The organism is Rahnella sp. PD12R (assembly GCF_019200965.1).
Lineage (GTDB): Bacteria > Pseudomonadota > Gammaproteobacteria > Enterobacterales > Enterobacteriaceae > Rahnella > Rahnella laticis.
In genome coordinates this window covers 1-19068 of the sequence record NZ_JAHTMS010000014.1, presented here as the reverse complement: position 1 = coordinate 19068, position 19068 = coordinate 1, and the positions used below count along the sequence as shown (strand labels likewise).

General features: G+C 49.9%; 16 protein-coding genes and 1 rRNA gene. 6 read left to right on the top strand and 11 right to left on the bottom strand.

Annotation, left to right across the window (positions count from 1 at the left end; translation table 11 throughout):
* Nucleotides 1–27: 27 nt before the first annotated feature.
* From dtd to typA, 4 genes are all read right to left on the bottom strand, one after another.
* Nucleotides 28–465: a D-aminoacyl-tRNA deacylase gene (gene dtd / locus KWG64_RS21825; protein WP_218523113.1), complete on the bottom strand. Its 438-nt coding sequence runs from the start codon at nt 463–465 to the stop codon at nt 28–30.
* Between the two features lie 9 nt (nt 466–474).
* The gene (locus KWG64_RS21820) at nt 475–1353 is read right to left on the bottom strand and encodes a virulence factor BrkB family protein (protein WP_195816109.1); all 879 of its coding nucleotides are present in this window, start codon (nt 1351–1353) and stop codon (nt 475–477) included.
* A gap of 11 nt (nt 1354–1364) precedes the next feature.
* Nucleotides 1365–1952 carry a glucose-1-phosphatase gene (gene yihX / locus KWG64_RS21815; protein WP_195816108.1) on the bottom strand — a complete coding sequence of 196 codons (588 nt, stop codon included), beginning with the start codon at nt 1950–1952 and terminating at the stop codon, nt 1365–1367.
* Nucleotides 1953–2117: 165 nt separating this feature from the next.
* Nucleotides 2118–3941: a ribosome-dependent GTPase TypA gene (gene typA, locus KWG64_RS21810; RefSeq protein ID WP_152324949.1), complete on the bottom strand. Its 1824-nt coding sequence runs from the start codon at nt 3939–3941 to the stop codon at nt 2118–2120.
* Nucleotides 3942–4412: 471 nt separating this feature from the next.
* On the opposite strand from typA, the gene glnA reads away from it, so the two are divergent.
* The 3 genes from glnA to glnG all read left to right on the top strand — a co-directional run bounded on the left by glnA (nt 4413) and on the right by glnG (nt 8545).
* Nucleotides 4413–5822: a glutamate--ammonia ligase gene (gene glnA, locus KWG64_RS21805; RefSeq protein WP_218523112.1), complete on the top strand. Its 1410-nt coding sequence runs from the start codon at nt 4413–4415 to the stop codon at nt 5820–5822.
* A 253-nt stretch (nt 5823–6075) separates the two neighbouring features.
* Nucleotides 6076–7125, top strand: a complete 1050-nt coding sequence (gene glnL, locus KWG64_RS21800) for a nitrogen regulation protein NR(II) (protein WP_218523111.1) — start codon at nt 6076–6078, stop codon at nt 7123–7125.
* A gap of 7 nt (nt 7126–7132) precedes the next feature.
* On the top strand, nt 7133–8545 hold the full coding sequence (glnG, locus tag KWG64_RS21795; RefSeq protein ID WP_101079953.1) for a nitrogen regulation protein NR(I): 1413 nt from the start codon (nt 7133–7135) through the stop codon (nt 8543–8545).
* Between the two features lie 60 nt (nt 8546–8605).
* Here the strand turns inward: glnG and hemN are convergent, their stop codons facing one another.
* Both hemN and yihI read right to left on the bottom strand, forming a co-directional pair.
* Nucleotides 8606–9979 carry an oxygen-independent coproporphyrinogen III oxidase gene (gene hemN / locus KWG64_RS21790; RefSeq protein WP_218523110.1) on the bottom strand — a complete coding sequence of 458 codons (1374 nt, stop codon included), beginning with the start codon at nt 9977–9979 and terminating at the stop codon, nt 8606–8608.
* Between the two features lie 188 nt (nt 9980–10167).
* Nucleotides 10168–10719, bottom strand: a complete 552-nt coding sequence (gene yihI / locus KWG64_RS21785) for a Der GTPase-activating protein YihI (RefSeq protein WP_152324940.1) — start codon at nt 10717–10719, stop codon at nt 10168–10170.
* A gap of 579 nt (nt 10720–11298) precedes the next feature.
* Here yihI and yihA point away from each other — a divergent pair.
* Nucleotides 11299–11943 carry a ribosome biogenesis GTP-binding protein YihA/YsxC gene (gene yihA / locus KWG64_RS21780; RefSeq protein WP_152324939.1) on the top strand — a complete coding sequence of 215 codons (645 nt, stop codon included), beginning with the start codon at nt 11299–11301 and terminating at the stop codon, nt 11941–11943.
* Nucleotides 11944–12334: 391 nt separating this feature from the next.
* Here yihA and polA read toward each other — a convergent pair whose 3' ends face one another.
* The 4 genes from polA to KWG64_RS21760 form a co-directional block, all read right to left on the bottom strand.
* Nucleotides 12335–15139, bottom strand: a complete 2805-nt coding sequence (gene polA / locus KWG64_RS21775; RefSeq protein ID WP_218523109.1) for a DNA polymerase I — start codon at nt 15137–15139, stop codon at nt 12335–12337.
* 388 nt (nt 15140–15527) lie between these two features.
* Nucleotides 15528–16151, bottom strand: a complete 624-nt coding sequence (gene dsbA / locus KWG64_RS21770; protein ID WP_101079959.1) for a thiol:disulfide interchange protein DsbA — start codon at nt 16149–16151, stop codon at nt 15528–15530.
* Between the two features lie 46 nt (nt 16152–16197).
* Nucleotides 16198–17184: a serine/threonine protein kinase gene (locus KWG64_RS21765; RefSeq protein WP_218523108.1), complete on the bottom strand. Its 987-nt coding sequence runs from the start codon at nt 17182–17184 to the stop codon at nt 16198–16200.
* A gap of 92 nt (nt 17185–17276) precedes the next feature.
* On the bottom strand, nt 17277–17546 hold the full coding sequence (locus KWG64_RS21760; RefSeq protein WP_101079961.1) for a YihD family protein: 270 nt from the start codon (nt 17544–17546) through the stop codon (nt 17277–17279).
* Nucleotides 17547–17697: 151 nt separating this feature from the next.
* Between KWG64_RS21760 and mobA the strand changes: the two genes are divergently transcribed.
* Together mobA and mobB are read left to right on the top strand one after the other, a co-directional pair.
* The gene (gene mobA / locus KWG64_RS21755) at nt 17698–18285 is read left to right on the top strand and encodes a molybdenum cofactor guanylyltransferase MobA (RefSeq protein WP_218523107.1); all 588 of its coding nucleotides are present in this window, start codon (nt 17698–17700) and stop codon (nt 18283–18285) included.
* Nucleotides 18282–18812 carry a molybdopterin-guanine dinucleotide biosynthesis protein MobB gene (gene mobB, locus KWG64_RS21750; protein WP_218523106.1) on the top strand — a complete coding sequence of 177 codons (531 nt, stop codon included), beginning with the start codon at nt 18282–18284 and terminating at the stop codon, nt 18810–18812. The genes mobA and mobB overlap by 4 nt, the downstream gene beginning before the upstream one ends.
* A gap of 94 nt (nt 18813–18906) precedes the next feature.
* Here the strand turns inward: mobB and rrf are convergent.
* Nucleotides 18907–19022, bottom strand: a 5S ribosomal RNA gene (rrf, locus tag KWG64_RS21745).
* Between the last annotated feature and the right edge of the window lie 46 nt (nt 19023–19068).

Below are 19068 nucleotides of genomic sequence, written 5' to 3'. Positions count from 1 at the left end.
TTTCTCTCCGGCGTTATGCCTTATCGATCAGACTTGTAGCCAGAAGGTCACCGGCCCGTCATTCACCAGTGCCACTTTCATATCCGCGGCGAAACGGCCCGTTTCGGTAGCAATACCTTTTTCACGGCATTGCCCGCAAAAATACTGATACAAACGGTCGGCCTCCTGCGGCTCTGCGCCCTGTGAGAACCCCGGACGCATGCCTTTTTGAGTGTCCGCCGCCAGCGTAAACTGCGAAACCACCAGCAAACTGCCGCCAGCCTGCGGAACGTTCAGGTTCATTTTGTCATTCTCGTCACCAAATATCCGGTACCCAATCACCCGTTCACAAAGACGTTTGGCTTTTTGTTCGTCATCGCCCCGCTCAACCCCCAGCAAAACCAGCAACCCTGGCCCGATTTCACCACAGACGCTTCCGTCGATGGTCACGCTGGCATTCAATACCCGCTGAATTAACGCAATCATACAAATCCTTCAGACTGATTTTTCTGCTGCTACTTGCTGAGCAGACTGCAATTTTCTCAGGGAACGGAACTCGCCAAGCGTAACGGTGATTTCCGCGCCAAGAAGCACGATACACCAGCTGACATAGACCCAAAGAAATAAAATCGGAATCACCGCCAGTACACCGTAAATCAACTGATAAGACGGGAAAAGCTGAATATACAGGGCGAAGATTTTTTTACTCAATTCAAATAATGCACCGGAAACCAGCGCGCCGACCAGTGCATCTTTTGACGGAACCCGGACCGTTGGCACCACCTGATACAGCAGCCAGAACGAAACCCAGGAGATCAGCAACGGAAGAACCCTCAGGGAATGATCGATGACGGAATGCACGCCGCTGATGTTCAGCCAGTTCAGCGAGAGAAGGTATGAACTGACCGCCACGCTGGCCACCAGGAGGATCGGCCCGAGCGTCAGCACCATCCAGTAAACAGCAAAAGAGAAGACGATCGGGCGTTTCGTTTTGCTGTCCCAAATTTTGTTCAGCACGCTGTCGACGGACGCGATCAGCAACAACGCAGTGACGATTAACCCGCAGGTGCCCACCGCCGTCATTTTGCTGGAGTTTGCGACAAACTGTTCGAGGTAGCGCTGGATGACGTTGCCGGTCGCCGGCATGAAATTGGAAAAAATGAATGTTTTGAGCTGCGCGCTGATATCCGAAAACACCGGAAACAGCGCAAACAATGAAAAGACCACCGCAATCAGCGGCACCAGCGACAACAAAGAGACATAGGCTAAATGGCCCGCAAGGAGCGTCAGGCCATCTTTATCTGAACGCTTTAAGAGCAGGTGGGTGAATTTCCACAATGATTTCGGGTAGTGGCTCAGTGCCCTTTTCTGCATCCTTTCATCCTTCAGGAAAAGTATTTTGGTACGGTTTGATTATCTTCCACCCAAACGGCTTCAATTCCGGCCGCCCGGGCAGCTTCAATGTTTTCTGCGACATCATCAAAGAATACCGCCTCACTTGCGCTGAAACCTTCTTTTTCAAGCACATGCTGAAAAATTTCCGGCTCGGGTTTACGCATACCCAAATTTTGCGAGAGGTACATAGCGTCGGTATTGGCTTCGATTTCAGGATAGTGATGCGGCCAGAAATCCAAATGCAGGCGGTTGGTATTCGACAATACGACAACGCGATGGCCTTCTTCGCGCAGCTTTTTGAATACCGTGATCACCTCAGGCCTCAACCCGACGAAGATAGCTTGCCAGCCCGCGCTGAACTGCTCGAAACTGAGCGCTATGCCCATTTCATGGCATAAGTCGGCGGCAAACTGTTCATCGCTGATTTCGCCACGCTCGTGCTTCTGGAATACCTCGCCCATCGAGAATCGCTCCGTCAGCGTGGCCAGCGGCGTACCGCTAAGATGGCTCCACACGCCAAGAACACGTTTGAAATCAATATCAATAATGACGTTTCCCATATCAAAAATGTACAGCATTGCACGCTCCTGATTTCAAAGATGACTTTTAACTTTAGCGGTAAAACGTACAGGTGAACAGTGACAGATGCGCGGGGTTTAGTGCAGGTTTGGAAAAAAAACACAAAAAAAAACAGGGTACCCAAAGGCACCCTGCTTCTGTGTAACGGCTTGCGTAAAAGAAGATTAACCTTCTTTTGGACCACGCATTGCACGTTTACGGTCATTCTCGGTCAGGTGACGTTTACGGATACGTACAGACTGAGGAGTCACTTCGACCAGTTCGTCATCATCGATGAATTCCAGAGCTTGCTCCAGAGACATTTTGATAGCAGGAACCAGAGTCGTTGCTTCGTCAGTACCGGACGCACGCATGTTGGTCAGTTTCTTACCGGTCAGGCAGTTCACGGTCAGGTCGTTAGAACGTGAGTGAATACCGATGATCTGGCCTTCATACACTTCTGCGCCGTGGCCCAGGAACAATTTACCGCGGTCTTGCAGGCTGAACAGTGCGAACGCAACTGCTTTACCCTGACCGTTGGAAATCAGAACGCCGTTCTGACGCTGACCGATTTCGCCCTGACGGACGTCATCGTAGTGGCTGAATGTGGAGTACAGCAGACCGGTACCTGAAGTCATGGTCATGAATTCAGTACGGAAGCCGATCAGGCCACGTGCTGGGATCAGGTAATCAAGACGGATACGACCTTTGCCGTCTGGGATCATGTCTTTGACATCGCCTTTACGCTCACCCATGGCCTGCATTACAGAACCCTGGTGTTGCTCTTCGATATCCAGTGTCACGTTCTCGAATGGCTCTTGCATGCGGCCATCGATTTTACGGTTGATTACTTTAGGACGGGAAACCGCCAGCTCGAAACCTTCACGACGCATGTTTTCGATCAGAACCGACAGGTGAAGTTCACCACGGCCTGAAACACGGAATGCATCAGCATCTTCAGTTTCTTCAACACGCAATGCTACGTTGTGCACCAGTTCTTTGTTCAGACGGTCAAGGATCTGACGTGAAGTCACATACTTACCTTCTTTGCCACAGAACGGAGAGGTGTTAACGCAGAAGTACATGGTAACGGTTGGTTCATCAACGCTCAGCGCTGGCAGAGCTTCAACATTTGCCGGGTCACAGATAGTGTCGGAAATGTTCAGCTCACCCAAACCGGTGATCGCGATGATGTCGCCAGCTTCAGCAACGGTCGCTTCGATACGCTCAAGACCCATATGGGTCAGAACTTTACCGACTTTACCGTTACGGGTTTTACCTTCGCTGTCGATCACAGTGATCTGCTGGTTAGGTTTAACAGTACCGCGTTTGATACGACCGATGCCGATGACGCCAACATAGTTGTTGTAGTCCAGCTGAGAGATTTGCATCTGGAAAGGTGCTTCCATCTCAACTTGTGGCGGAGATACGTGGTCAACAATCGCCTGGTACAGCGGGGTCATGTCTTCGGCCATATCGTTATGGTCATTACCCGCGATACCCATCAGTGCAGATGCATAGATGATTGGGAAATCGAGTTGTTCGTCAGTTGCGTCCAGGTTTACGAACAGGTCGAAGACCTGATCAACAACCCAGTCAGGACGCGCGCCAGGGCGGTCAACTTTGTTGATTACCACGATCGGCTTCAGACCATTAGCGAATGCTTTTTTGGTCACGAAACGGGTTTGCGGCATTGGGCCATCCATTGCATCCACAACCAGCAGCACCGAGTCGACCATTGACATCACACGCTCTACCTCACCGCCGAAGTCGGCGTGTCCTGGGGTATCCACGATGTTGATGCGGTAGTCTTTCCAATTAATGGCGGTGTTTTTTGCGAGGATGGTAATCCCACGCTCTTTCTCCAAATCGTTGGAGTCCATTACGCGTTCGGTAGCTTCTACACGTTCTCCGAAAGTACCGGATTGTTGCAGCAGCTTGTCGACCAGGGTGGTTTTACCATGGTCAACGTGGGCAATAATGGCGATGTTACGCAAATTTTCGATCACAGCTTTGCCTCAGGCATTAGAAATAGCGCGCTATTGTACACGTATTAAGCGAGGTTCTAAACAAGATCACAAGGATCTTGTTGAAACAACTTGTGGATGGCTACTTTGTGATCCCTTTCACGGTGCAAAAGAACCCCTGAACCATTATGACGCACCTTTTTGGTGCCTTGCATCTCACGATTAGCACCATTGTAGTGCATAAATTCCGTTATGGTGCATACTTATTGAGTGCAAAAGCCCTGTAAAATGGCGTTGTTTGCATTTTCTCAAAGTTGGCACACTTTTCGCTAATAGTTTTTAGAGTAAAAATTTTTTAGGGTAAAAAGTTTTTACTGGGTGAAAGAGTCTGACCAGACAAATAATAGTGCTGTTTAGGCCACACGCCAGTTCAAGTAAAGCTGTTATTTCCAACTAAAGACCAAAAATGGTTATTCGTTCCACGACGATAATGAGAAATTCGGGAGAACTAGTATGTCCGCTGAACACGTTTTGACGATGCTGAATGAGCATGAAGTGAAATTCGTAGATTTGCGTTTCACTGACACCAAGGGTAAAGAACAGCACGTCACCATTCCAGCGCACCAGGTTAGCGCTGACTTCTTCGAAGAAGGCAAAATGTTTGATGGTTCATCAATCGGTGGCTGGAAAGGCATTAACGAATCTGACATGGTTCTGATGCCAGACGCGAGCACTGCTGTTCTTGACCCATTCTACGAAGAAACCACGCTGATCATTCGCTGCGATATCCTTGAGCCAACAACGCTGCAAGGTTATGACCGCGACCCACGCTCTACCGCAAAACGTGCAGAAGACTTCCTGCGCTCTTCTGGTATCGCGGATACCGTCCTGTTCGGGCCAGAACCAGAATTCTTCCTGTTTGATGATGTGCGCTTCGGCAGCAGCATCTCCGGTTCCCACGTTGCTATCGATGATATCGAAGGCGCATGGAACTCAAGCACCAAATACGAAGGCGGCAACAAAGGCCACCGTCCTGCAGTTAAAGGCGGTTACTTCCCGGTTCCTCCGGTCGACTCCTCCCAGGATCTGCGTTCTACCATGTGTCTGACCATGGAAGAAATGGGTCTGGTTGTTGAAGCTCACCACCACGAAGTCGCCACTGCTGGCCAGAACGAAGTGGCAACCCGCTTCAACACGCTGACCAAAAAAGCTGACGAAATCCAAATCTACAAATACGTGGTTCACAACGTGGCTCACGCATTTGGCAAAACTGCGACCTTTATGCCAAAACCAATGTTTGGCGATAACGGTTCCGGTATGCACTGCCACATGTCTCTGTCTAAGAACGGTAACAACCTGTTCTCTGGCGACAAATACGGCGGCCTGTCAGAAATGGCACTGTTCTACATCGGCGGTATCATCAAGCACGCTAAAGCCATCAATGCCTACGCTAACCCGACAACAAACTCCTACAAGCGTTTGGTCCCGGGCTACGAAGCACCTGTGATGCTGGCATATTCTGCACGTAACCGTTCTGCCTCTATCCGTATTCCACACGTATCCAGCCCTAAAGCCATGCGTATCGAAGCTCGCTTCCCTGATCCAGCGGCTAACCCATACCTGGCGTTTGCTGCACTGATGATGGCCGGCCTGGACGGTATCATCAACAAGATCCACCCTGGCGATGCGATGGATAAAAACCTGTATGACCTGCCACCGGAAGAAGAAGCAGAAATTCCAAAAGTTGCAGGTTCACTGGAAGAAGCTCTGAACGCACTGAACGAAGACCGCGAGTTCCTGACCCGTGGCGGCGTGTTCACTGACGACGCTATCGATGCTTACATCAGTCTGCGTAAAGAAGAAATGGACCGTGTGCGTATGACTCCGCACCCTGTTGAGTTCGAACTGTACTACAGCGTTTAATTTCTGATTAAACCCTGAGCTCAGCGCCCGCTGTTGGGCTGGCGCTGAGCGTAATACCCGACTGATGGCCTGGTTGTAACAAAGCCTTCAGCGTCAAAATTAAGTAAGACGATTTTATTTGTTGCCGTGGAAACTTTCAGCCCATCTCCGGATGGGCTTTTTTCTCCACACTCTTTCCTGCTTAACCCCTCTGGCCCGTGATTTCGCCGGGTAGCGAGATAAAATGCACCAATCAGGTGCGGGAGACTGCGGTATGGCAACTGGCAAGCTGCCCGATGCTGGGCAGATCCTGAATTCCTTAATCAACAGCGTTCTGTTATTGGACGACGAATTGGCTGTGCATTACGCCAACCCGGCCGCTCAGCAGTTACTGGCGCAAAGTTCCCGCAAACTCTTTGGTACCCCTTTGCCGGAACTGGTGGGATATTTTTCGCTCAATATCGACTTAATGCGTGAAAGTCTGACAGCCGGACAGGGCTTTACAGACAGCGAAGTGACCCTGGTTGTCGATGGGCGCGCACATGTTCTTTCACTGACCGCGCAGATGCTGCCGGAAGGTTTCATTCTGGTCGAACTGGCGCCGATGGATAACCAGCGACGTCTGAGTCAGGAACAATTGCAGCATGCTCAACAGGTTGCCGCGCGTGATTTGATCCGCGGCCTGGCCCATGAAATCAAAAACCCGCTTGGCGGGCTGCGTGGTGCCGCCCAGTTATTATCCAGAGCACTGCCCGATCCGGCTCTGCTGGAATACACCAAAGTCATTATCGAGCAGGCCGACCGTCTGCGTAATCTGGTTGATCGCCTGCTGGGGCCACAACGCCCAAGCCAGCACATCACACAAAGTATTCATCAGGTTGCGGAACGTGTTTGCCAGCTGGTGTCGATGGAAAAACCGGATAACGTTCAGCTGGTCAGAGACTATGACCCGAGCCTGCCAGAACTGGCGCACGATCCGGATCAGATAGAACAGATTTTGCTGAACATCACCCGCAACGCATTGCAGGCGCTCGGGGACGAAGGCGGCACAATTACTTTGCGCACACGCACGGCTTTCCAGATTACGTTACACGGCGTGCGTTATCGTCTGGTGGCCCGTATCGATATTGAAGATGACGGCCCCGGGGTACCGGCGCATTTGCAGGACACCCTTTTTTACCCCATGGTCAGTGGCCGCGAAGGGGGCACCGGTTTGGGCCTCTCTATCGCGCGCAGTTTGATTGATCAGCATTCGGGTAAAGTTGAATTTAACAGTTGGCCAGGACACACCGAATTCTCGGTTTTCCTGCCTATTCGCCAGTGAGGTTCTTATGCAACGAGGGATAGTCTGGATCGTCGATGACGATAGCTCCATCCGCTGGGTACTTGAACGCGCGCTCACTGGAGCCGGTTTAACCTGCACCACGTTTGACAGCGGCAATGAAGTGCTTGATGCCATTGCGACTCAAACCCCTGACGTTTTGTTATCAGATATCCGTATGCCCGGCATGGACGGTTTAGCGCTGTTAAAACAGATTAAACAGCGCCATCCGATGCTTCCGGTCATCATAATGACAGCGCATTCCGATCTGGATGCCGCGGTCAGCGCCTATCAGCAAGGTGCGTTTGATTATCTGCCAAAACCGTTCGACATCGACGAAGCCGTTGCGCTTGTCGAGCGTGCGATCAGTCATTATCAGGAACAACAACAACCGGCGCGCAGCCAACCTGCCAGTGGCCCGACGGCTGATATTATTGGTGAAGCGCCAGCCATGCAGGACGTCTTCCGCATTATTGGCCGGTTATCACGCTCTTCAATCAGTGTGCTGATAAACGGGGAATCCGGAACCGGTAAAGAGCTGGTCGCCCATGCTTTGCATCGCCACAGCCCGCGCGCCAAAGCGCCCTTTATCGCGCTGAATATGGCTGCGATCCCGAAAGACCTGATTGAGTCCGAGTTATTTGGCCACGAGAAAGGCGCATTTACCGGGGCGAATACCATACGTCAGGGACGTTTTGAGCAGGCCGATAACGGCACGCTGTTCCTCGATGAAATCGGTGATATGCCGCTTGATGTTCAAACCCGCCTGCTGCGCGTGCTGGCTGACGGGCAGTTCTATCGGGTTGGCGGCTACGCGCCGGTAAAAGTGGATGTCAGGATTATCGCGGCTACCCACCAGAATCTGGAGTTACGGGTTCAGGAAGGCAAATTTCGTGAGGACTTATTCCACCGTCTGAACGTGATCCGCGTCCATCTGCCTCCGCTGCGTGAACGTCGTGAAGATATTCCGCGTCTGGCCCGTTATTTCCTGCAAGTTGCGGCGAAAGAGCTGGGTGTGGAAGCCAAAAATCTTCATCCTGAAACTGAAACGGCGCTGACACGTCTGCCGTGGCAAGGGAACGTGCGCCAGCTGGAAAACACCTGCCGCTGGTTAACCGTTATGGCCGCCGGTCAGGAAGTGTTGATTCAGGATTTACCGAGTGAATTGTTTGAAACGACAGCGCCTGAGACGGGTGGGCAAAGCCTGCCGGACAGCTGGGCAACGCTGCTGGCACAATGGGCCGATCGCGCCCTGCGTTCCGGTCATCAAAATCTGTTGTCAGAAGCACAGCCGGAGATGGAGCGTACGCTGCTGACTACGGCGCTGCGCCATACTCAGGGGCACAAACAGGAAGCTGCACGATTACTGGGTTGGGGACGAAATACCCTGACCCGTAAACTGAAAGAACTCGGCATGGAATAACGTCATTGCCAGAAAGCAAAACAGCCGCAAATGCGGCTGTTTTTGTTTGTGCAGCGAACGTCAGATAACGCGGGAAAATTGCTGCTGGCGAACCTGGCGGCGCAGGTAAATATCAAAACACATGCAGATATTGCGGATCAGCAGACGGCCGCGCGGGGTGACCTGAATGAGGTTTTCACTGACTTCCACCAGACCGTCTTTGACCAGCGGCTCAAGCAAGGCCAGATCATCGGCAAAGTAATCCGTAAACTGAATCCCGTGACGTTTCTCGATATCGGCAAAATCCAGTTCAAAATGACAGATCAGTGCTTTGATTACGTCACGGCGCAGGCAATCGTCATCGGTCATTTCCAGACCCCGCCACAGCGCATTTCCTTCAGCTTCTACGCGGTCATAGTAGGTTTTCAGGTCTTTTTCATTCTGCGCATAGGTGTCGCCCAGCATGCTGATCGCCGAAACGCCCATGCCTAACAAATCGTTGTCGCCCTGCGTGGTGTAGCCCTGGAAGTTGCGATGCAATTTCCCTTCGCGCTGCGCCACGGCCAGTTCATCATCCGGGCGGGCAAAGTGGTCCATGCCTATGAAGCGGTATCCGGAATCTGTCAGCGAAGCGATGGTTTCCTGCAAGATCTTCAGTTTTTCTTCGGCGCCGGGTAAATCGGCATCTTTGATTTTGCGCTGAGCGGCGAACAATTTCGGCATATGCGCGTAGTTGAAAACGCTCAGACGATCGGGGTTCAGCTGCGCCACGCGTTTCAGTGTATACGCAAAACTTTCTGCGGTTTGTTTTGGCAGGCCGTAGATAAGATCGATATTGGTGGAGTTGAAACCCAGCGCACGTGCCCGTTCAATCAGCGCAAAAATGAAGTCTTCGTCCTGCTCGCGGTTCACCAGACGCTGCACTTCTTTATTGAAATCCTGCACGCCCATACTCAGACGATTAAAACCTTCGTTGCGCAGATGATCGAGAACATCCAGCTCTATTTCGCGCGGATCCACTTCCAGCGACATCTCGGCGTCAGGCAGGATATCGAAGTGTGCCCGCAGAAGGCTCATCAGACGGCTTATCTGCGCTTTATTAAGGTAAGTCGGAGTACCACCGCCCCAGTGCAGCTGGCTGACCTGACGGCCTTTAAAGAGCGGTGCGCGGTGGCTGATCTCTTTCTCTAGGACGTTAAGGTATTCTTCGGCTTTATGCTGCTGGCGGGTCACCAGTTTATTGCAGCCGCAGAAATAGCAGAGCTTATGGCAGAAAGGAATGTGCACATACAGCGAAAGGAAACGCTCTGGATAACGCACAGCCGCTTTTTTGAAGGCCGCATCATCGTAGCTTTCGCTGAATTCGAGTGCTGTTGGATAGGATGTGTATCGCGGACCTGAATAGTTGTACTTCTGGATCAGCGCTAAATCCCAGACGGTTGTCTGTTCTGACATGGGGTGACTTACTCCTTCCGGCGTCGGATGCTGCCGGTTCGCCTTACAGGCAGGTTTTGGGCCTGCCGTGCAAAGGTCGCTCTGCGCAAACGTGCTTTGGTTTTCGATAACCGCCGTAGTTTACCGAATAACCAAAGCATATAACATGCAAAGAGTAAGGCTATTGCCGGGACGACCCAGCGCATGGCTTAGAAACCGTCTTTTGGATTTCCGCGCTTCAGCAACTGCATCATGTCTTCGTTCTTCTCTTCTTCTTCGTCATCTTCATCGTCGCCGAGTTCAATGCCGAGGATTTCCATCAGAACATCAATACGATCCAGCGTCTGATCAACGTAAGCCTGATCTTCCGCGCTCAGTGCTTTGCCGTCATCGATAAGGTCCAGGAGTGAATCCAGACGCTCATCATTTTCCAGCAACGTCAGTTCTTCTTCCGGCGTCATTTTTGGTTTTGCATCTTGCTTCGGCTGCGCGGCTTTTTTAGCTTTCGCCGCATTGTTCGTTACTGTCTCAACGATTAATGGCACCGCTTTCTTGCTGCCGATGCGCGGATCGGCTTTCTTAGCGCCGGAACCGTTTTGATTCTGAGCCGCATCCGGATTGGCGCGTGAGCCTGCTTTATGGCCACGGCGCTTGTTATCACGCTTGCGTTCGCGCGCTTCGATATCAAGCTCTACACGACTTTTCTTCTTCGTTTTAGCTGTCGCGGTTTTGGCGCGTGGTGCTTTCGCTGGCTGTTTCATGGCATCTGCTCTTAGGTGTGTACATTTAGTATAGATTTGCGGCGGAATCTAGCAGAAAGCGAACAAAGAAAAAAGGCAGCAAGGTAACCTTGCTGCCTTTTTCTTTCCTTCGTCTGAAGGATATTCATCAAACACTTTCCCTGTATAGCGTCAACGTCCCGGTTTTTCCTTTGCCTTTCAGAGCCTCCGGCCCCGTTCGTCCTTAAATCGCAATGCATTTCCCGTGATCCGTGAATGCAGAATTCGTCCGTGTTTCCCTACTTACCTTCATCGCGTAAGAATTACTTTACCCGACTGGCGCAAAGGCTCAAGATACCCGCCAGCCGCCAGTGAGGTTTCGGAAACACTCAAATTTTATCTTGTTGATTACGATAAGAATTAATAAATACGGCGATAAAACAAGCGAAATAACCCGCATCATGAATAGCAAATGTCTTACATCATGAAGGCAATTTCCCCCGCCTTCATCTCTGTGGTCCCTTCGCCTCATCATTCGGATTTCAAAAACACGAACACATCTCGGCTCTGTTGCAGTTATAATCGCCAGCCAGATACTCATGCCTCACGGAGACGCACGTTTTGACCAGCCAAACTTACAACTATCATATGACCCATTTCGTCATGAGCGCCCCGGATATCCGGCACCTGCCAGCTGACGAAGGCATTGAAGTCGCATTTGCTGGTCGTTCAAACGCCGGCAAATCCAGTGCGCTGAATACGCTGACGCAGCAAAAAAGCCTCGCACGTACCAGTAAAACGCCGGGACGTACTCAGCTGATCAACCTGTTCGAAGTCAAACCGGGCATCCGTCTGGTCGACTTACCGGGTTACGGTTATGCAGAAGTACCGGAAGAAATGAAACGCAAATGGCAGCGCGCGCTGGGCGAATATCTGCAAATGCGTAATTCGCTGAAGGGTCTGGTTGTGCTGATGGATATCCGTCATCCGCTTAAAGATCTCGATCAGCAGATGATTCAGTGGGCAGTGGATGTTGGTACGCCGGTAATGTTGCTGCTGACCAAAGCCGATAAACTGGCTTCCGGTGCACGTCAGGCGCAGATCAAGATGGTCCGTGAAGCAGTAAAAGAATTCATGGGCGATATTCAGGTTGAAGCGTTCTCTTCACCGAAGAAAATGGGCGTGGATAAACTGAGCGATAAGCTGAACAACTGGTTCAACGAGATCCCACCGGAAGTGCTGGAAGAAGAATTGTCCGGCGAATAACGTTACCGGCCATTATGAATGGCATGTGTAAGTAAAGAACATCATCAGGGTGGCCAGCAGGTCGCCCTTTTTTATGGATTGCGTTTGAGGGAAACCATCGCAACGTCATGAAAAGCACAATAAAAAACGCCCCAGACATAAATGCCTGGGGCGGCTAAAATATTCAGCCAAATCCGATTACGTGAAGTAAAAGGTCTGAAAGATAGAACATCTTACCTCTGTACCCTACAAGAGAAACTTTACCCTATTTCCTGACGGGGAAAAAGAACTTTTTGTAGTTTACTTACACAAAAATCGCGGATTATGCGATCACCTTCAAGGTCTGAGCACACAATCCTGTAGCTTAATTACAAAAAAAGCTTAATTACTATCCACTTAGTCAAATGACCGCTTAGTGAGCCTGGTCCCAGTTTTCACCCGTACCGACATCCACTTTGAGCGGAACAGCGAGCTCCATGCTCGACTCCATCAAATTACGAATTTTCTCACTTGCTGCATCGACATCATCCTTATGCACCTCGAACACCAGTTCATCGTGTACCTGCATGATAATGCGGGCACGCGGAGCATCGGATTGCCTGAGCCAGTCGGCAACGCTGATCATCGCGCGTTTGATAATGTCCGCTGCTGTTCCCTGCATCGGGGCGTTGATTGCGGCACGCTCGGCGCCTTTACGGCGCATGGCATTACTGGATTTGATATCCGGCAGATACAGACGGCGGCCATCAAGCGTTTCTACATAACCCTGCTCAGAAGCCTGAGTACGTGTGCGTTCCATGTATTCAAGTACGCCCGGATAGCGCTCGAAATACAAATCCATATAACGCTGAGATTCTTTACGGGGAATGTTCAGCTGGCGGGATAACCCAAAAGCACTCATGCCATAAATCAGACCAAAGTTAATCGCCTTAGCGCTGCGACGCTGTTCACCGGTGACGCTATCCAGTGGCGTACCGAAGACTTCCGCCGCGGTTGCACGGTGGATATCTTTACCTTCAGCAAACGCTTTCAGCAAACCTTCATCTTTGGATAAGTGCGCCATGATACGCAGTTCAATTTGCGAGTAGTCGGCAGCCAGAATGATGTAATCTTTTGGCGCAATAAAAGCCTGACGAATACGACGTCCTTCATCATTACGCACAGGAATGTTTTGCAGGTTTGGATCGCTGGATGACAGACGACCGGTAGCCGTTACCGCCTGGTGGTAAGAGGTATGAACCCGGCCAGACTGCGGGTTGATCATCAGAGGCAACTTATCGGTATACGTTGACTTCAGCTTTGCCAGACCGCGATATTCCAGAATTACTTTTGGCAACGGATAATCCAGTGCCAGCTCAGCCAGAACTTCTTCATTCGTTGATGGAGCACCACCTGGCGTTTTCTTCAGAATCGGCAATTTCTGTTTTTCATACAAAATAGCCTGAAGCTGCTTAGTCGAAGAAAGGTTGAAAGGTTCTTCCGCCAGCTCGTGTGCTTTGTTTTCCAGCTCATTCAGGCGGATTGCCAGCTCTTTGGAATGAGCGGCCAAAATATTCTGGTCAATCAAAACACCGGTGCGCTCGATATGAGACAGAACGGGCACCAGAGGCATCTCAATTTCAGTGAAGACTTTCTTCAGTGATTCACTTTCCTGAATACGTGGCCAAAGCGCCTGATGCAATTGGAGCGTAACATCAGCATCTTCCGCTGCATACGGCGCGGCCTGCTCCAGTGCGATCTGGTTGAAAGTCAGCTGATTTTTGCCTTTCCCGGCGATCTCTTCGAAACCTACAGTTTTATGACCGAGGTAGCGATCTGCAAGGCTGTCCATATCATGACGGCCAGATACGCTGTCGAGAACATAGGATTCAAGCATCGTGTCGTAGGCTATGCCTTTCATTTCGATGTCATAGCGCAATAAGATGCCGCGATCGAATTTCAGGTTCTGCCCGACTTTCAGCTGCTTCTCATCTTCCAGCAACGGTTTAAGTTGCTTAAGCACGTCATCGCGATCAAGTTGTACCGGCGCGTCCAGATAATCATGAGCAACGGGCAGATAAGCGGCTTTGCCTGCTTCTGTCGCGAAAGACAGACCAATCAGGTTGGCCGTCAGCGTATCCAGACCATCGGTTTCTGTATCGAAAGCGAAAACGTCAGAAGCTTTCAGATAACCAATCCATTCATCCAGAGTGGCCTGATCCAGAATCGTGACATAACCGTCCTGAGAAAGCTGATTGCGCTCAAGAGGTTCTGCTGAGGCCACTTCGGTTGAGTCAGTACTCTTTTTCGATGTGGCAGAAGCCTTAACAGCAGATTTCTTACCGCTCAGCCAGGTGCCAGCTTCAACATCGGCCAGCCAGCGTTTAAATTCATAACGGCCAAAGAGCTGATGAAGCTCATCAGCATCAGGTTCTGAAACGGTCAGTTCTGCACAGGTTAAGTCGAGCTTAACATCTGTTTTAATGGTCGCCAGCTGATATGACAGATAAGCGACGTCTTTATTGTCAGCAAGCTTCGCAGCCATGGTTTTCGAACCACGGAAACTTAATGTCGATACTTTATCAAGGTCTGCATATAAAGCATCAAGGCCACCAATCCCCTGCAACAGAGCTTGCGCTGTTTTCTCTCCAACGCCAGGCACGCCCGGAATGTTATCCGAAGAATCGCCCATCAGAGCCAGGAAATCGATAATCAGTTCAGGCGGTACACCATATTTCTCAACGACTTCTTCAGGCCCGAGAATCGCATTATTCATGGTGTTAATCAGCGTCACGCCCGGTGTCACCAGTTGTGCCATATCTTTATCACCGGTACTGATAAGAACAGCATGACCTGCCTTTTCCGCTTCCAGTGCCAGAGTGCCGATCACGTCGTCAGCTTCTACGCCGGAAACCACCAGCAGCGGCAAGCCCATAGCTTTAACCATCTGGTGCAAAGGTTCTATCTGCGAGCGCAGATCATCAGGCATTGGAGGACGATGGGATTTGTACTGTTCAAAAAGTTCGTCACGGAAGGTTTTGCCTTTCGCGTCGAAAACCACAGCGACATGGCTTGGCGTGTATTGCAGCAATAAACTGCGCAACATGTTAAGCACACCGTACATCGCGCCTGTCGGTTCACCCGCAGAGTTCGTCAGCGGCGGGAACGCATGATAAGCGCGATAGAGGTAAGACGAACCGTCTACCAGGATTAAGGGGTTTTCTGCTATCTGGGCCATAACTCTTCTTTATTCGTGATCAGACATGCTCTAAGGATGCCATAGCCAGCCGGAAAGACGAACCTCGCGAGGAAAAATCATTGCGAACTTGCGAGGGATCTCGAAGGATCTTCCTGTGGATAAGTTTGTGAATAGTTTCCAAAGGGGATTATTATCTGAATTGTACCGGAAAATATTACAGAATTTTAACTACTGGTTTCATCAGGTTATAGAAAGCAGGCGGGGGATTATCGTGTAATAGAAACTTAATAGCTTTTGTGGATAGTTATATTTATTAAAAATAACTGCCGGCAGAAAACATTTATATTTTCGTCCGTAATCATTTCCGATTTTTAATTTTATGAAAATAGAACGCCAGCCCTGAGGCTGGCGTTGGGATCAAAACGTCTTATTTTTTGGTCGATAAGAAGTTAATCACATCAGAATATTGTTTGACGTAACTGTCCATTGAGCTGGTATCAAGTCCGTCATTTTTAACCATATATTTGCCGTTCACAAATACAGAAGGTACGCCTTGCAGACCCAGATCGGCAGCGGCTTTTTCCTGTTGAACAACCAATGATTTCACTACAAAGCTGTTAAGGGCTGCATCGTAGTCTTCGCCTTTCACACCGGCCTGAATAAAGACCTTACGGATATCATCAGCATTCTGAACAGACTGTTGTTTCTGAACGGCATCAAACATCAGCGGGCTGACTTTATCCTCAACACCCAGAGCAATAGCAACAGCCCATGCCTGAGTTAATTGTTTACCCAAAGGCCCCAGGAATTCCACGTGGTATTTGGTGTATTTCACATCTTTTGGCAGGTTCTTACGGATGCTGTCTGATACATGCCAGACTTGTTCGAACTGATAGCAGTGCGGGCAATAAAATGAGAAGAACTCGAGTACCTGTGGTTCATTAGCAACGGTTTTATCTAAAGTAACGTACTGTGCACCATCAGAAAACTGTGCTGCAGATACACTGAAGGCCATAACCATACCAACCAGTGCCAGGAATATCTTTTTCATATAAAGCCTATCTCCATTTAATTAAACTTCGAACATTAATCGTGACTCAGTACATTGGCATCAGCTGTAAAGGAGGTGCCTGTAATTTCTTAATTTGCTCGGTGAAAGCGGATATCTGACCACGCCAAAAATCTTCGTCCTGCATCCACGGGAAGCTTTTTGGAAACGCCGGATCACCCCAACGCTTCGCGACCCAGGCCAGATAATAGACCATGCGCATAGCACGCAGCGGCTCAATTAACGCCAGCTCGCTGGAATCAAAATCGGCGAATTCCTCATAAGCTTCCAGCAAGATATCTAACTGAATTCGTTGCTCACTTTGCTCGCCATGTAACAACATCCACATGTCCTGAACGGCCGGGCCAGTGCGGGCATCATCCATATCGACAAACAGCGGGCCATCACGCCAGAGAATATTTCCCGGATGGCAATCACCGTGTAAACGTAATGACTGCCAGTCCGTATGCCAGAATTCCCGCGTAGTACGGATCAGGTTATCAGTAGCGGATAAGAAAGGTTCGCGCAGGCTGGAGGGTATCAGGGAGCATTGCGCGAGAACTTCCCGCGGCTGCGTCAGATACTCATCCAAACCTATCGTCGGACGAACTTTGAACGGGCTCTGACTACCCACCTGGTGAATACGACCGAGGAAACGACCCACCCATTCCAGCTGGTCCAGATTATCGATTTCATACTGACGTCCGCCTACGCTGGGAAACACGGTGAACAGGTAACCCTGATGGCGATGGAGGGTATCATTATTGATTGAAAGCGGAGCGACAGCCGGTATTTCAGCATCAGCCATATCAAGCGAGAAACGGTGCTCTTCGTAAATTTGCTCTTCGCTCCAGCGTTCCGGGCGGTAGAATTTCACGACGTAACGTTTTCGGTCTTCACCAAGAAATTGGTAAACCCGGTTCTCGTAGCTGTTCAATGCAGTGAGGCCGGACTCAGCAATAAGACCGACACTCTCTAAAGCATCAAGGATAAGATCCGGCGACAATGCCTGAAAATTAAATGCTGAATTGTTCATGACTTCATTCGGATTGGCCGCACAGAAAAATGACAATGGGAAATAGTATCATCTATTTTTAGCGGCACGCATGAAGTTCACATAAGTTTACATCAATCTTTAATCACGCCACGGGCACGTAAAAGAGCGGTTTTAAAGTCATCCTCATAGTCTTTTTTAAGCCCCGGGATTTCTGCTGTGCTGTCGGTACCACGCATTTTAAGGTGATAAATCAAGGTGTCATCGCTTAGTTCACCCAATGGCCCCTGATAACCACATTCCGTTGCCAGTTTCTGAATAAACTCCATCAGGTTCAGATCACAGTCTTCTTTCCATGCCGGATGCAGTAATTCAATCAACTCGTTTACGCGATGCTCTTTCATGTTATTTCTCTCTATTAGCTTACAGACCCTAAAAATAACAGGGTTATTTCTTTTGGGGAAGAGCCGGCTTGCGACGTAAAAGTTAAATCTGCCCGCCCTCATCGTAAGACGTTACAATCATCAGAATACAGACTCCCCGGCAGGAAAAATTATGAACCGCAGTGACATTACTGGCGTTATTTTGGCAGGTGGCCGCTCAACGAGAATGGGCGAAGATAAAGGGCTGGTAGAAGTAAACGGACGGCCTTTATTCGAATATATCGCCGAGAAGTTACTACCACAGGTCAGTGAAATTCTGATCAGCTGTAACCGAAATAATGAACGTTACGGAAGAGATTTTCAGACAGTCCCGGATCTGACATCCGACTTTTCAGGCCCGCTGGCAGGCATGCTTGCCGCATTGTCAGTGAGCAAAACAGAATGGGTTTTATTTGTCCCCTGCGATGTCCCTGCTTTCCCTGACAATCTTGCTGAAGTATTACAGGCCGAAGTTAGCGGGCAGTACGCCGTTTATGCACGTGATCCTGAAAGAGCCCATCCGACACTTTGCCTGCTGAACCGAAAAATCATTCCAGCGCTCAAATCTTATCTGGGAAATGGTGATAGAAAGCTGATGATTTTCTTTGAAAAAATCGGCGCCCAAACAGCTCTTTTCCATAATCCGGCAGATTTTTCAAACCTCAACACGCCTGAGGATGTTGAACTTTGGAAGGCTAACCAGCGAGATCTCAAACGATGAAAAGCACGCAGACCCCTTTACTTGGAATCGTCGCATACAGCGGAACAGGTAAGACGACGTTGCTGAAACAACTCATTCCGTATTTACGTTCACGTGGTATCTGGACCGGTCTGATAAAGCATACGCATCATAATGTTGATGTAGATACTCCTGGAAAGGATAGCTTCGAGCTACGCAAAGCCGGTGCTGACCAGACAATGGTCGCCAGCAGTAGCCGATGGGCACTTATGACAGAAACACCTCTGCAAAATCAGCCTGATCTTAACTATCTGGCCAGCCGTTTTGACTGCCAGGATCTGGATGTAATTTTAGTAGAAGGTTTCAAGCATGAAAAAATTGAGAAGATTTTTCTTCACAGAGAAAATGCTGGAACGCTTTTGGATAAATTAATCGACGATCATGTGATCGCTGTTGCTACAGATCTCTCTTCCGCACCTATCTTTGACGGTGTCAGGGTTTTAGATCTGAATAACGTTGGTGAAATTGGTGAGTTTATCGTCGAGTGGTTGAGAAAAAAGAAGGAATAGGCACGGTAACTACCTTCCGACACCTGCAATATTCCCCAAATTTCCCATAGCAAAAAGCCCTGTACGTCAGTACAGGGCTTTTCACTTGTTTGATGCCTGGCAGTTCCCTACTCTCGCATGGGGAGACCCCACACTACCATCGGCGCTACGGCGTTTCACTTCTGAGTTCGGCATGGGGTCAGGTGGGACCACCGCGCTACTGCCGCCAGGCAAATTCTGTTTCATTCATAACGCTCACCCTACCTCAGGCTTGCAC